Annotated in this window: 10 protein-coding genes, 1 tRNA gene and 2 pseudogenes; 6 read left to right on the forward strand and 7 right to left on the reverse strand. The window is 70.0% G+C overall.

Going from position 1 to position 13,616, the window contains the following annotated elements; translation table 11 throughout:
- The first annotated feature begins 142 nt into the window (after nt 1-142).
- From ispD to Q5694_RS23670, 5 genes are all read left to right on the forward strand, one after another.
- The gene (ispD, locus tag Q5694_RS23650; protein ID WP_333935280.1) at nt 143-907 is read left to right on the forward strand and encodes a 2-C-methyl-D-erythritol 4-phosphate cytidylyltransferase; all 765 of its coding nucleotides are present in this window, start codon (nt 143-145) and stop codon (nt 905-907) included.
- Nucleotides 897-1,391, forward strand: coding sequence for a 2-C-methyl-D-erythritol 2,4-cyclodiphosphate synthase (gene ispF, locus Q5694_RS23655; protein WP_333935281.1), 495 nt, complete (start codon nt 897-899; stop codon nt 1,389-1,391). Before ispD ends, ispF begins: the two co-directional genes overlap by 11 nt.
- Before the next feature lie 164 nt (nt 1,392-1,555).
- A complete protein-coding gene (gene cysS / locus Q5694_RS23660) occupies nt 1,556-2,950 on the forward strand; it encodes a cysteine--tRNA ligase (protein WP_333935282.1) in 1,395 nt (464 codons plus the stop codon).
- Between the two features lie 107 nt (nt 2,951-3,057).
- The gene (gene rlmB, locus Q5694_RS23665; protein ID WP_333935283.1) at nt 3,058-3,999 is read left to right on the forward strand and encodes a 23S rRNA (guanosine(2251)-2'-O)-methyltransferase RlmB; all 942 of its coding nucleotides are present in this window, start codon (nt 3,058-3,060) and stop codon (nt 3,997-3,999) included.
- A 128-nt stretch (nt 4,000-4,127) separates the two neighbouring features.
- Nucleotides 4,128-5,882, forward strand: coding sequence for a DoxX family protein (locus Q5694_RS23670; RefSeq protein WP_333935284.1), 1,755 nt, complete (start codon nt 4,128-4,130; stop codon nt 5,880-5,882).
- A gap of 204 nt (nt 5,883-6,086) precedes the next feature.
- On the opposite strand, the gene Q5694_RS23675 is transcribed toward Q5694_RS23670, so the two are convergent.
- The 3 genes from Q5694_RS23675 to Q5694_RS23685 form a co-directional block, all read right to left on the reverse strand.
- Nucleotides 6,087-6,818 carry a nucleotidyltransferase family protein gene (locus Q5694_RS23675; RefSeq protein WP_333935285.1) on the reverse strand — a complete coding sequence of 244 codons (732 nt, stop codon included), beginning with the start codon at nt 6,816-6,818 and terminating at the stop codon, nt 6,087-6,089.
- A 97-nt stretch (nt 6,819-6,915) separates the two neighbouring features.
- Complete coding sequence (locus Q5694_RS23680; RefSeq protein ID WP_333935286.1) at nt 6,916-7,365, reverse strand: hypothetical protein; 450 nt, start codon at nt 7,363-7,365, stop codon at nt 6,916-6,918.
- Between the two features lie 218 nt (nt 7,366-7,583).
- On the reverse strand, nt 7,584-8,672 hold the full coding sequence (locus tag Q5694_RS23685) for an ABC transporter ATP-binding protein (protein ID WP_333935287.1): 1,089 nt from the start codon (nt 8,670-8,672) through the stop codon (nt 7,584-7,586).
- A 238-nt stretch (nt 8,673-8,910) separates the two neighbouring features.
- Here Q5694_RS23685 and Q5694_RS23690 point away from each other — a divergent pair.
- Nucleotides 8,911-8,984, forward strand: a tRNA-Thr gene (locus tag Q5694_RS23690).
- Nucleotides 8,985-9,030: 46 nt separating this feature from the next.
- Here Q5694_RS23690 and Q5694_RS23695 read toward each other — a convergent pair.
- From Q5694_RS23695 to Q5694_RS23710, 4 genes and pseudogenes are all read right to left on the reverse strand, one after another.
- A pseudogene (locus Q5694_RS23695) lies at nt 9,031-10,430 on the reverse strand (tyrosine-type recombinase/integrase).
- A gap of 64 nt (nt 10,431-10,494) precedes the next feature.
- Entirely contained in the window at nt 10,495-10,698 is a 204-nt protein-coding gene (locus tag Q5694_RS23700) for a helix-turn-helix domain-containing protein (RefSeq protein ID WP_031135784.1), read from the reverse strand.
- Nucleotides 10,699-10,868: 170 nt separating this feature from the next.
- A pseudogene (locus Q5694_RS23705) lies at nt 10,869-11,810 on the reverse strand (DUF3631 domain-containing protein); the annotation flags it as partial.
- Between the two features lie 361 nt (nt 11,811-12,171).
- Nucleotides 12,172-13,488: a hypothetical protein gene (locus Q5694_RS23710; protein ID WP_333935288.1), complete on the reverse strand. Its 1,317-nt coding sequence runs from the start codon at nt 13,486-13,488 to the stop codon at nt 12,172-12,174.
- Nucleotides 13,489-13,616 lie beyond the last annotated feature (128 nt).

Genomic DNA, 13,616 nt, shown 5'->3' on the forward strand with positions numbered 1-13,616 from the left:
ACTCACGATCCGGCATGCGGTGTGCCGGGCCCGGGCAGCCGGCTCGACCAGCGTCACGGAAGGGTCCGGTCGAGCGCGTCGCGCCCGGCACTGTTCCAGGCCATACCCACGCCGGGCCGGCACACAAACCTGACAGGAACCGATGTCTGACGATTCGCGTCCCACACCGCCCGCCGTCCCCGCCACGGGCCGTACGGCGGCCGTGATCCCGGCCGCCGGCCGCGGTGTACGGCTCGGCCCGGGCGCCCCCAAGGCGCTGCGCGCGCTGGGCGGAACACCCATGCTCATCCACGCCGTCCGGGCGATGGCGGCCTCCCGCGCCGTCTCCCTGGTCGTCGTCGTGGCCCCGCCCGACGGCGCCGCCGAGGTCAAGTCGCTGCTGGACGCGCACGCGCTGCCCGAGCGGACGGACTTCCTCGTCGTGCCCGGCGGCGCGACCCGCCAGGAGTCGGTCAGGCTCGGCCTGGACGCCCTTCCCCCCGGCCTCGACATCGTCCTGGTGCACGACGCGGCCCGGCCCCTGGTGCCGGTCGACACCGTCGACGCCGTGATCGAGGCCGTACGCGACGGCGCCCCGGCCGTGGTCCCGGCGCTGCCCCTGGCCGACACCGTCAAGCAGGTCGAGCCCGCCGCCGTGCCCGGCGAACCGGAGCCGGTCGTCGCCACGCCGGAGCGGGCACGGCTGCGGGCGGTGCAGACCCCGCAGGGCTTCGACCGCGACACCCTGCTCCGGGCGCACGAGACGGTGACCGGGGAGGTCACCGACGACGCGGGCATGGTGGAGCAGCTCGGCCTCACCGTCGTCGCCGTCCCCGGGCACGAGGAGGCCTTCAAGGTCACCCGTCCCCTCGACCTGGTCCTCGCCGAGGCGGTCCTGGCCCGCAGGAGGCTCAACGATGGCTTCTGAGGGCTTCCCGCTGCCGCAGGTCGGTGTCGGCACCGACATCCACGCCTTCGAGGAGGGCCGCGAGCTGTGGTGCGCCGGCCTGAAGTGGGAGGGCGAGGGCCCCGGGCTGGCGGGCCACTCCGACGCGGACGTCGTCGCCCACGCCGCCTGCAACGCCCTGTTCTCCGCGGCCGGGCTCGGTGACCTGGGGCAGCACTTCGGCACCGGCCGCCCCGAGTGGTCCGGCGCCTCGGGGGTCACGCTCCTGACGGAGGCCGCCCGCATCGTGCGCGAGGCCGGCTTCCGCATCGGCAACATCGCCGTCCAGGTGGTCGGCCCCCGCCCGAAGATCGGCAAGCGCCGGGACGAGGCGCAGAAGCTGCTGTCCGAGGCGGCCGGGGCACCGGTCTCGGTCTCGGGCGCGACCACGGACGGGCTGGGCTTCCCCGGGCGGGACGAGGGGCTGATGGCGGTGGCGACGGCACTGGTGGTGCGCTCCGGCTGAGCCCGAGCGGCCGGGAGGGCCGAGCCCAGGGGCTCGCCGGCCGATCCCGGGGGGCCTGCCGACGCTCCCGAGGGGCCGGGGCGGGCCCGTCGCCCATGTCACGAATACGCGCGCCCCGTGGGGAAGGTCCTGAGGCACACCGCCCGGCCCACTACCCTGGAGGCGTGACTATTCGCCTGTACGACACCAGCGCCCGGCAGATCCGTGACTTCACCCCGCTCACGCCGGGTTGTGTCTCGATCTACCTGTGTGGCGCCACCGTGCAGGCGGCCCCGCACATCGGGCACATCCGCTCGGGTCTGAACTTCGACATCATGCGCCGCTGGTTCGAGTACCGCGGCTACGACGTCACGTTCGTGCGGAACGTGACCGACATCGACGACAAGATCATCGCCAAGTCGGCCGACCAGGACCGCCCCTGGTGGGCCATCGGCTACGAGAACGAGCGGGCGTTCAACGACGGCTACCGCGCCCTCGGCTGCCTGCCCCCGACCTACGAGCCGCGCGCCACCGGCCACATCACCGAGATGGTCGAAATGATGCGCGGCCTCATCGAGCGCGGGCACGCCTACGTCGCCGACGGCAGCGTCTACTTCGACGTCCGCTCCTTCCCCGGGTACCTGGCGCTGTCCAACCAGGACATCGACGACCTGCGCCAGCCCGACGAGGGCGTCTCGGGCAAGCGCGACCCGCGCGACTTCGCCATGTGGAAGGCCACCAAGCCGGGTGAACCGGACTGGGAGACGCCCTGGGGCCGCGGCCGGCCCGGCTGGCACCTGGAGTGCTCGGCGATGGCCCACAAGTACCTGGGCTCCGCCTTCGACATCCACGGCGGCGGCCTCGACCTGGTCTTCCCGCACCACGAGAACGAGATCGCGCAGGCCAAGGCCTACGGCGACGACTTCGCCCAGTACTGGGTGCACAACGCGTGGGTCACCATGAGCGGCGAGAAGATGTCCAAGTCGCTCGGCAACTCGGTCCTGGTCGGCGAGATGGTCAAGCGCTGGCGCCCCATCGTGCTGCGCTACTACCTGGGCACCCCGCACTACCGCTCGATGATCGAGTACAGCGAGGAGGCCCTGCGCGAGGCCGAGTCGGCGTTCGCGCGGATCGAGGGCTTCGTGCAGCGCGTGGTGGAGAAGGCGGGTGCCGTCGAGCCGGCCGCCGAGGTGCCGCTCGCCTTCGCCGAGGCCATGGACGACGACCTGGGCGTGCCGCAGGCCCTCGCCGTCGTGCACACCACGGTCCGGCAGGGCAACAGCGCCCTGGCCGCCGACGACAAGGAAGCCGCCGTGGCCCGGCTCGCCGAGGTCCGCGCGATGCTCGGCGTGCTGGGCCTCGACCCGCTGGACCCGCAGTGGGCCGGGGAGGGCGGCCGCGGCGACGACCTGCACGGCGTGGTCGACACGCTCGTGCGCATGGTCCTCGACCAGCGCGAGGCCGCCCGGGCCCGCAAGGACTGGCCGACCGCGGACGCCATCCGCGACCAGCTGGGCCAGTCCGGCCTGGTCGTCGAGGACGGACCGCAGGGCCCGCGCTGGAGCCTCGGCCCGCGCTAGCCCGGCCCCGGCCGGAAGATCGATTGTGCCGCCCGGGCCCCCGGGCGGCACACTTCATAGACGTACGCAGTTCACCGCCTCACGGCGACGGCAGAGACAGGTAGGTCATGGCAGCCAACAACCGCCGCATGTCCGGCAAGAAGGGCGCGCAGGTCGGCAGTGGCGGCCAGCGGCGCAAGGGCCTGGAGGGCAAGGGCCCGACCCCGCCCGCCGAGATGCGCAAGGGCCACAAGAAGAACCGGGTCGCCAACGCCAAGGCGCGGCAGACGACCCGCCGCCCCGCGCCCCGCGGCCGGGGCGGCAAGTCGGCCTCCGAGCTGGTCGTCGGCCGCAACCCGGTCTACGAGGCCCTGCGCGAGGGCGTGCCCGCCTCCACGCTGTACGTCCAGCAGTTCATCGACAACGACGAGCGCGTGCGCGAGGCCCTGCAACTGGCCGCCGAGCGCGGCGGGATCAACCTCATGGAGGCCCCCCGCCCCGAGCTCGACCGGATGACCAACGGCCTCAACCACCAGGGCCTGGTGCTCCAGGTCCCGCCGTACGAGTACGCCCACCCCGAGGACCTGCTCGACGCCGCCGCCGACGAGGGCGCCGACCCGCTGATCGTGGCGCTGGACGGCGTCACCGACCCGCGCAACCTGGGCGCGGTCGTGCGGTCCGTCTCCGCGTTCGGCGGACACGGCGTGGTGGTGCCCGAGCGCCGGGCGGCCGGGATGACGGCCGGTGCCTGGAAGACGTCCGCCGGTACCGCCGCCCGGACGCCCGTGGCCCGCGCCACCAACCTGACGCGTGCGCTGGAGGCGTACAAGAAGGCCGGTGTCGTGGTCGTCGGCCTGGCCGCCGACGGCGAGGTGGAACTGACGGAGCTGGAGGCGCTGGACGGGCCCGTCGCCATCGTGGTCGGCAGCGAGGGCAAGGGGCTGTCCCGGCTGGTCGGGGAGACCTGCGACTTCCGGGTGCGGATCCCGATGCCGGGCGGCGCCGAGTCGCTCAACGCCGGTGTGGCGGCGGGCATCGTGCTGTACGAGGCGGCCCGCCGACGCGCCTGAACAGGTGTCCGCCACTTCACTCGTGCGGGGTGATTCCCGGGTCACCGGGGCGACGAGGACAAGTTTGACGGGGTCCGGACAGATCCGGCGGGTCAAAGCAGTGTCCTAACCCGACGTCACTCGGTTAGATGAGTGTGGACACCAGAACACCCCGCACTCCCACGGGGGACCGCTCGTCGGGACTCGACGACGCTCCCGCGCTGAGCATGGTGAAGGTGCCGAGCGACCCGGCGCAGGTCATCGTCAATCACGCGAGTTTCCGCGTGCAGTTGGGCGTCTCGACGCGTCGCGTCCAGTCCCCCCGGGTCGCACGGCACCTGAACGCCACCGAGGACACCGCCCGCGTCCCCGTCGCCACCGCAGGGGGCGCGGCGGACGGGGCCACCGCCCGCCGCCGGCCGGTCGTCTGGAGCGGCAGATCCGCTCCCGACGACACCGGCGCGCACCGGCTGCTGCAGGCGGTCCGGCACGGGAGCGTGCCCCACGCCGACGAATCCGCGGCGGACACCGGGGCCACCCAGGTCATCGACCGCGTCGGCCCCGGCTACGGCACCCCCGGATACCAGGGCCCCGGGTACGCCGGAACCGGTTACCCGGACGGCGATTACCAGGACGACCTCGTCCAGACCGTCGAGACCCCGGTCGTCGGCCCGCAGCGCACCCACGACCAGGCCGACGGCACGCGGCTGCTGCCCGCCATGCGCACCGTCGGCAGCGCCTACGACGAGCCCGGTTACGACCAGCCCGGCTACGACGAGCACGGCTACGAACAGGGCTACGACGACGCGGAGTTCGAGGACGCCGCCGACGCCGGGGAGGAGACCGGCCGGCGCGGCAGGCGCCACGGCGACGACCCTGCCCGGCACGCCTACTACCCGGGCCGCCGGATGAACCTCGGCGTCGTCCTGCTCCCGCTGCGCGTCTTCCTCGGCTTCATCTCCATCTACGCCGGCATGGGCAAGCTGTGCGACCCCGTCTACTTCGACGGCGGCAAGCGCGGCTCCATGGTCAAGTGGCTCAACACCCTGCACCCCTGGGAAGTCGCCGAGCCGCTGCGCCAGTTCGCCCTGGAGCACCCGGTCGGCTCCGGCCTGGTCATCGCCTTCGCGCAGGTCATCGTCGGCGTCCTGACGGTCCTGGGCTGCTGGCAGCGCGTCGCCGCCTGCCTGGGCGCCCTGCTCTCGGCCGCGCTGCTGGTCACCGTCAGCTGGAAGAGCGTCCCGGCCTACGAGACGCCCGACATCATCTACCTCGCGGCCTGGTCGCCGCTGATCATCGCCGGCGCCCCCGTCTACTCCGTCGACGGCCGCCTGGCCGGCAGCGCCTGGCGGCGGCTCGGCCCCCGCGCCGACATCTGGGACCTGCGCCGTTACGTGCTGCGCCGCGGCGCCCTCGTCACCGCGGTCGCCACCGGCCTGACGCTGCTCGTCGGCTCGCTGCTCGGCGGTGCCGTCCGCGACGCCGACCGGGTCGTCGTCCCGGGTCCGGGCGAGGCCCCGCGCAACGAGCTGCCCGGCTCCCCGCTGCCCGGTGAGCCCGGCGGCAAGCGGCAGGAGAAGAAGCGCACCCCGTCGGCGTCCGTCTCGCCCACACAGGGCGCCACGGCCGGCTCGGCCAGCCCCAGCGCGGGCACCACGACGCGGCCGGGCGCCACGCGCGACACCGGCACGGTCACGGGCGGCTCGCCGAGCCAGACCCAGGGCACCGCGGGCCAGGCGCCGCCCCAGCAGTCCTCCCCGCAGAACCAGGCGCCCAGCACCACCACGGGCCCGACGTCCGGCGGCGGCACGGCCACGGGCGGCGGCGGCTCGACCGGCGGATCCGGCGACGACGGCGGCGCCTCCACGGGCCGCCCGGGCCTGGTGGGCGGCCTCCTGGGCTGACCCCGCCGGGCACCGGCCGGAAGGCCCCGCACCGAAGGGTGCGGGGCCTTCCGGCGCGCCGGGGGCGGGCCACCGGGCAGGTGCCGGGGTCCGAAGGGACGTCCGTCGGGCGTACCGGTGGGCGAGGGTAGGCCGGAGTCGGCCCGGCCCGGTCCGGGCCAGTGGCGGGGGCGGGGGCGGTCGGGCGGCGTCGGGGAGGCCGGGTCAGCGGCTCAGGGCCGCCAGTTCCTTGGCCGCTTCCGTCAGGTCCTTCGCCGTGTCGATGGCCCGCCAGTACGAGCCCTGGGGGATCGTGAAGCCGGCCAGGCGCCGGTCACGGGCGAGGTGCGGGAACGTGGTCCGCTCGTGGTCCCCCCGGTGCGGCAGCAGCTCGGCGAACTCGGGGGAGAAGACGTAGACACCGGCGTTGATCTCGAAGGTCGACGGCGGTGCCTCGATGAAGTCGGTGATGCGGCCGAACCCGTCCGTCTGCACGGCTCCCCACGGCAGCCGGGGCCGCGCGAGCGCCAGCGTGGCGACGGCGTCCCGCTCGGTGTGGAAGTCGGCCATGTCCCGCAGCGAGAACCGCGTCCAGATGTCCCCGTTCGTGGCGTACCACGACCGGTCGGGGTGGGGGAGGTGCGCCGCGGCGTACTTGAGGCCGCCGCCGCGCCCGAGGGGCTCCGGCTCGACGACCGTCGTCACGGAGACGGGCAGCTCGGCCGTCTCCAGCCACTTCTGCAGCACCTCGGCGAGGTGGCCGCAGGAGACCACCACGTCCGTCACGCCCTCCTCGGCGAGCCAGGTCAGCTGATGGCCGATGATCGGAGTCCCCGTCCCGGGGATCTCGACCATCGGCTTGGGCCGGTCGTCGGTGTACGGACGCAGCCGGGAGCCCTGGCCGCCGGCCAGAACGACGGCTTGAACGGGGCGGGACGCGGCGTTCGGATCGCTCATGGAACCGAACTGTACGGGGCGTCCCGCCCGGGAAATCGGCTGACGGCCTTTCCGGTCAGCCGTGAGGGGCCTCCCACCCGGTGGCAGGGCGGTGCGCTCAGCGGTGCGCGGCCGCGACGCCGGTGGCGAAGGCGGTGTCGCAGACCGGCCGTGCGTAGGACTGGGCGCGGGTCGGGCCGTAGACCCGGACGGCCGCCTGGCCGAGGGCGCGGGCGATGGAGGCGCAGTGCTTCGCCAGGGACGGGCGGCCGTTGACGGCCTGCTGGAGGTGGGTGAGCGCGACGCCCGGGTTCTCCTCCTGCAGTTCCGTCAGCAGTTTGTCGCGCAGGACGTCCTGCGGGGCGCGCTTGACGGTCCTGGGCGTGCCGATGGAGGTGTCCGCGGCGGTGAGCACCGGGTCGGTGGTGTTCCCCGACCAGTTGACTCGGGTGACCGCGAGGGTCCCGGAGAGAACCAGGACGACGGGCAGGACGAATGCGAGGGTGCGGCCGATCCGGCGGGCGGGGCCCCGGCCGCGTCGCGTCTGAGGGGTGCTGGAGTGCTTCACGCGTGTGAGGGTAGCGCCCGGTAATGGTTTGTAGACATTTAGTCACCGGTTCGGGGGATGAGGAAGTGCCCCTGAGTGGGTAGTGGGTTGACGCACAGCGCTCGAAACGTCCGGTCTGCCGGGGTATTTGTCGACAACGCGAGAGGGCCCCGCAGCGGTCTGCGGGGCCCTCTTCGTCAACCCGGGTGAATCACCCGGAGTCGCGCGTTCACCAGGGGTCAGTCGGAGAGGCGCTCGCCCGTGGAGGTCGAGAACACGTGGGTCTCGCCGGAGCGCGGGACGATGTGCAGCTGGCTGCCCTTCTCCGGCACCTCACGGCCGCTGACGCGGACGACGAGGTCCTTGGACTCGTCGCCGACATCGGCGGTGCCGTAGACGTAGGCGTCGGCGCCGAGCTCCTCGACGACGTTGACGGTGACGGCGAGGCCCAGCTCGGCGTCGGGGCCGGCCACGTCGAAGTGCTCGGGGCGGACGCCGACCGTGACGGTCTTGTCGGTGGTGGCGGAGATCGCGTCGCGCTGGACCGGCACGACCGACTTGCCGAACTTCACGCCGCCGTCGGTGACCGGCACCTCGACCAGGTTCATCGCCGGGGAGCCGATGAAGCCGGCCACGAAGAGGTTGGCGGGCTTGTCGTACATGTTGCGCGGGGTGTCGATCTGCTGGAGCAGGCCGTCCTTGAGGACCGCCACGCGGTCGCCCATCGTCATGGCCTCGACCTGGTCGTGGGTGACGTAGACGGTGGTGATGCCCAGGCGGCGCTGGAGCGAGGCGATCTGCGTGCGGGTGGACACGCGGAGCTTGGCGTCCAGGTTGGACAGCGGCTCGTCCATGAGGAAGACCTGCGGCTCGCGCACGATGGCGCGGCCCATGGCGACACGCTGGCGCTGACCGCCGGAGAGCGCCTTCGGCTTGCGGTCGAGGTACTCGGTGAGGTCGAGGATCTTCGCGGCCTCCTCGACCTTCTGCCGGATCTCCGCCTTGTTGACGCCGGCGATCTTGAGCGCGAAGCCCATGTTGTCGGCGACGGTCATGTGCGGGTACAGCGCGTAGTTCTGGAACACCATGGCGATGTCCCGGTCCTTCGGCGGCAGGTGGGTGACGTCGCGGTCACCGATGCGGATGGCTCCGCCGTTGACGTCCTCGAGCCCCGCGAGCATGCGGAGCGAGGTGGACTTGCCGCAACCGGACGGGCCGACCAGGACGAGGAACTCGCCGTCCTCGATGTCGATGTCGAGCGCGTCGACGGCGGGCTTGGTGGAACCCGGGTAGATCCGGGTCGCCTTGTCGAACTGCACAGTGGCCATGGTGAATGGACCCCTTCTACCGGCAGGAACGTGCCGGACGATCCGAGTAGGAAGGTGGTGCCACGACGGTGTTCCGTTGTGGTGTAGTCCACGCGTGTGAACTGGCTCAGGACGGTACCTGCCGTTCACCTGTCTGTCAGTACCTCCGGGCCTGTGAACTTCGCGGAAATTCTCGACGGGGGCCCGGACGGACCTGGGTACACTGCTCGGGCACGTACGGGGACGCACCCCCGCACACGCCTCCTTAGCTCAGCTGGCCAGAGCAACGCACTTGTAATGCGTAGGTCGTCGGTTCGAATCCGACAGGGGGCTCTGCTGAAACCCCAGGTCGGATATCGTCTGACCTGGGGTTTCGTCGTCAGCGGATGCGGCGGCGGCGTCGGGCGCGGGCCGAGCGGGTGTCGGCGGTCTCAGTTCTGGTCTCAGTGGGGCCCGGATCCGGGGTGGAGGGCGCGGGCACGAAGAACTCGCCCATGCGTCGCATGGCGTCCTTGGACAGGTGGGATCGCCCCTTCACGTACCGCCGGGTCTGGCTGATCTGGGTGTGGCGGAGGATTTCCATGATCGTGGGCATGTCCACGCCCAGCTCGTTGAGGATGGTGCCGGCGGTGTGGCGGCTTCCGTCGTAGAGGCGGCGGTCATCGATCCCGGCCTCCTTGAGCAGCTCCTTGAATTCCTCGTAGTCGGCGCGCGGGTCGAGCGGGCGTCCGTCCGGCCTTGAGAACACGACGTCGTGCTCCTGCCACAGCTCGCCGGCGGCGGCCCGCAGCTCCTCTTACCCGGCCTCGTGTTCGTGCAGGAACGGGATGAACACGGGCGGGATCGGGACGGCGTTCCGGCTCTTCTTGGTCTTCGGGCGGGTGAAGACGAGACCGCCTTCCTTTCGCTGCGGGCAGGCGCTCGCGTGCCTGGTGCATGCCTTGGGGCACGGCTTCGGGCAGCCGCGCTTGTAGCTCTTGTGCCGGACGCATCCGGCGGGGCATGGCTCGAAGCGGTGCAGGCGCGCCCCGCAGGCGTGGGGGGCGGCGCAGCCGTGCCGCCACGTGAGGCGCTGCAACTGCCACTCGGGGCGGAACAGCTCCGCGTCCAGGTCGACGTACGACCAGCGCAGTCCGAGCGTCTCGCCCTGCCGGAACCCCATGCCGACACCGACAATCCACCGCATGAAGTGGGCCGCTTCGAAGCGGCCTCCAGGAAGGCCTTGGCCTCCTCCTTGGTGAAGGGGTTGGCCTCGATCTCGTCGACGCTCGGTGGGTCCACGAGCGTGGCGACGTTCTCGCCGATGATGCGGCGACGGTGGGCGATCTTCAGGGCCCGGGACAGGATGCGGTGCACCTTCACGACTTGCGAGGGAGCGTGGCCGGCGTCGAGCATGGCCCGGTACATCCGCTCCAGGTGCTCGGGCTGCAGCCTGTCGATGCGGTGCTCGCCGACGCCGGGGATGATGTCGTTCCGGGTCTTCGACCAGTAGTCATCGAGCGACCGCGGCTTGAGCTTCAGGCTCGCGATGTCGGTGAGGTAGGTCTCCATCCACTTCGCGACGGTGGGCTTTCGCCCCGCGGTGGTGGTCGCGCGGCCCTGGTCGCGCAGCCGCTCCAGCTCCCGGACCTTGCGGCGTACCTCCGCCTTGGTCTTGGCGCGGCGGTGCCGGCGGTCGGGGCTGCCGTCGTTCTTCACGCCCATCGTGACGCGTCCGTGCCACCAGCCGTCCGCACCGAAGTAGATGGTCGATTCCATGTTGGGCTTGCGGGGGCTCATGTGCTCCTCCATGCGGGAGGCGCCCCGAGCAGAGTGCTCGGGGCGCCTCAGGGCGTGCTGTGGGTCAGTTGGGTAGGGGCGCGAGGTTCGCCACGTACTCTTCGAGGTCCGTTCGCCGGATCCGGCGCGTGCGGCCCAACTTGATGTATTTCAGGGCCCCTTCGGCCATCAGCTCGTAGACGGTGGATCGGCCGATGGCGAGCGCTTCGGCAGCTTCCTCGGGCTTGTACAGGAGTCGGTCGACGGGAGCGGCGATCGCGGTGCTCATCCGGGGGTGCCTCCTCGGCAGGCGTCCTGGGACCCTTCTGGGGAATCCGCAACATCCGCCACGCCGCAACATTGCTGGTCAGCGGCTTGATTTTGTGGCGGATGGCGGTTGTGTTGCGGATAGGTGCCGCCACGCCGGGCGCGTGGCGGCCTAGCGCGGGTACAGGCTGGTCAGCCCGCGATGCGGAGTTGGCGTGTGTCGGTTTCCGCGTACATGTGGCGGCTGCCGGAAGGGGTTTCCGCCACAGATTCACCCGCCTTGACCTGCGGTGTTGCGGCTGTGGCGGATGTTGCGGATTCTCCGGGGGCTGGGGGGCAGTAGCGGGCCCAGGCGTCGCTGAGGTCCTCGGCGTAGTAGCCCTTCGGGGTCGTGCTCCCGACCCGGATTCCACGCGGCTTGCTCGGAGAATTGTCGGGCCGCACGTACTGGCTCAGGAGCTTGGACAGGGCGCGGGCGGTAAGCGGCTTGATGCTCTGTCCGTCCTCGCTCAGGTCGGACCAGGGAGCGTCATCGAGCTGGAGGAGGACTTCCAGGATGGCGGCGGTGGGCATCCGGTCCACCCCGCAGAACACGCGGTCCCGCAGGTCCGTGAGCAGCTTGACGCCAAGGGAAGCCTGGTCACCCTCGGAGGCAGCCTTGATGAGCGCGACGCACGCGGCGCGGGCCCGCTCGGGCCAGTGCCCGCCGGCCGCGTCCGCGACCGCGAGCAGCGGCTCCCACACATCCGCGGGCCGGTCCGTGACACCCTCGGGCATCTCCGGCCACGCGGCCGCGATCTCGTCGTGAATGGTGTCGGTCCACTCGGCGAGCCGGTCACGCAGCGCGTGGCCCTGCTTCTCGTGGATGCGGCGCCGGTAGGACTCGCACTTCTCGTTGGGCGCCTTCTTGCGCATGCGGATGATGACCGAGCGGGTCAGGATCGTGTCTGGGAGCGAACCGAGTCCGGCCATAGCGACCGCGCAGAACGACGGGAAGAAGCCTGCCTTCTGCTCGGAGCCCTCGCCCACGCAGCGCAGGGACTTGGCGCCGCGCCGGTAGCCGGAGTTGAGGAACCCGCGGACCTCTTCGTTCCCTCCGGCCTTGGGCCCGAATACGGTGTCGATCTCGTCGAAACCTTGAGGAAAGTCCCCCGAGGGCTGGCTTGCTGCGACACGTGCTGTCCCTCACAATCTCAGCTCCTCGCCTGGCCCAAGCTTCCCATGCTGGCTTCGGGCACCAAAGACGCTCGGCAACGCGGCCTAGCGTGCGATGTGGATCTGCCACTCGGATCCTTCGGGCGCGCAAGAGTCGCACCACCGCCCCGGTGTCACAACTCGGTTGGCGCCAGCTGCACGAGGGTCACTCCGCAACAGTGATCGCGGCCCTAAAGGCGTCCGGGCTTTGACACAGCCTGGCGGGTAGATAAGCCCGCCAGGCGACATGCCTCATCCCTCGGTGCTACGGACCAGCGAGGCGTACCGCAGACGCTGCAATCTACTGATTCACCAAACTCCAGGCTTCCAAAATGAAAGGGTGATCGGCGGGTCGAATATTCTCAACCTCAGTCAGGATTGACTGAACTTCATCTCCGAGGCCTACACGACTCATTTGGCTCAACAGAGCAGGGACGTCGGGTGTCGAACGATTCTCGACGACGCTGGTGAGCATTGAGGCCCTGTCTTCAAGGCTCATAATGGAGATTAGTTCCGCGAGTTTGTTGGCGTCGCGCCTGGCGGCGCACTCTTCTTCAAGTTGGGATGCCCAAGCAGCCCAATCTTTCTCTTTTAGGATGCGTGCGAAGGAGAGGACTTCGAAGGAGTCTCGGAACCATGCGACTCTGCCAAGAGCTCTTTCCACGCACCTGTTGGCCATCCGGCTGACGTCTTGGCCGCCAATCAGGATTAGAATATCCGCCAGCGCCTCAAGATCCTCTCGATCGGAAAGGTGGCCGGCAACGCTCACCGCCAAGTCGGTATAATTCTTCTCCCATAGGGTGGTGCACAGTTCACGTACCGACTGTCCGGGCGTCAACCGACCGATCGTGTTGGCCATATCGTAGACGCCGGCATCTCCACCCGTGGCGTATAGCCGCATCAGTTCTCGCGCTATTTCTTCGGGTTCGGTCTCGACGACGTATCTTTCTCTTTCTTTCTCTTCTTGGAGCTCTCTGTCGAGCGCCGCCGCTACCTCATCGGCCAGAGCCTCTTGCCGCACATTACGTCTGACCTGTATGTCTTCCAGCTGTCGACGCAAGTCATCAGCGACAGCTCGTGCTTCTGCGACTGCGCGCTGCGCAGCTTCTAGCTCACTGGCCTCGCGAGCTTCCTGACCCGTCGACGCCCGCTCTTCCGCCTCAGTTAGACGTTCTTCCAATAGTTGACATCGCGCCTCTGCCTGCTGACTTTCCTCTTTAGCTCTCCGTAGATCTGCTCGCAACTGCTCCACTTCGGCTTTGAGGCGTTCGAGTTCTTCCGCGTAGGAATCCTCCGTCAAAGCCAGTTCGTTTGCCAGTGCCTCTCTTTGCCGGGTCTCGTTTTCCCATCGAGCGGTGAGTTCCAGTTGTTTTACCTCGAGTTGGGCGATCCGCTGCTCTCGCAGTTGCAGACCTTCCATCAGTACCTGCTCACGGATAGCTGCCTGCTGTACACGCAGGTCAGCGTCCTCAAGCTGATCTTGCAGTTGCTGTACCTCGTGGAGTTTCCGATTGCTGGACGCCAGGGCTTGCCGGTGGGCGGTTTTGATGTGGTCGACAACCTCTTTCTGTAGCGGGACTTTTCGTGCTTTGGTAACCTCCGTGAATAGCTCAGTCACGAAGTCCCATGGTGGGACTCGTGAGCCGTTTAGATATCGGGAAACGGCCCCTGGATTCCGATGAATGCGTAGCGCGTATCTGCGCACCGAAATATTCAGAGCCGCGAATACTTCGCGAAGTCTCTCGG

It is taken from the genome of Streptomyces sp. AHA2 (assembly GCF_036857595.1).
In the GTDB taxonomy this organism is placed as follows: domain Bacteria; phylum Actinomycetota; class Actinomycetes; order Streptomycetales; family Streptomycetaceae; genus Streptomyces.

What these genes read in the sequence shown, in the direction of transcription:
- ispD (WP_333935280.1), top strand. Translation starts at nt 143, where the DNA reads ATGTCTGACGATTCGCGTCCCACACCGCCCGCCGTCCCCGCCACGGGC.
- ispF (WP_333935281.1), top strand. Translation starts at nt 897, where the DNA reads ATGGCTTCTGAGGGCTTCCCGCTGCCGCAGGTCGGTGTCGGCACCGAC.
- rlmB (WP_333935283.1), top strand. Translation starts at nt 3,058, where the DNA reads ATGGCAGCCAACAACCGCCGCATGTCCGGCAAGAAGGGCGCGCAGGTC.
- Q5694_RS23670 (WP_333935284.1), top strand. Translation starts at nt 4,128, where the DNA reads ATGAGTGTGGACACCAGAACACCCCGCACTCCCACGGGGGACCGCTCG.
- Q5694_RS23675 (WP_333935285.1), bottom strand. Translation starts at nt 6,818, where the DNA reads ATGAGCGATCCGAACGCCGCGTCCCGCCCCGTTCAAGCCGTCGTTCTG.
- Q5694_RS23685 (WP_333935287.1), bottom strand. Translation starts at nt 8,672, where the DNA reads ATGGCCACTGTGCAGTTCGACAAGGCGACCCGGATCTACCCGGGTTCC.
- Q5694_RS23700 (WP_031135784.1), bottom strand. Translation starts at nt 10,698, where the DNA reads ATGAGCACCGCGATCGCCGCTCCCGTCGACCGACTCCTGTACAAGCCC.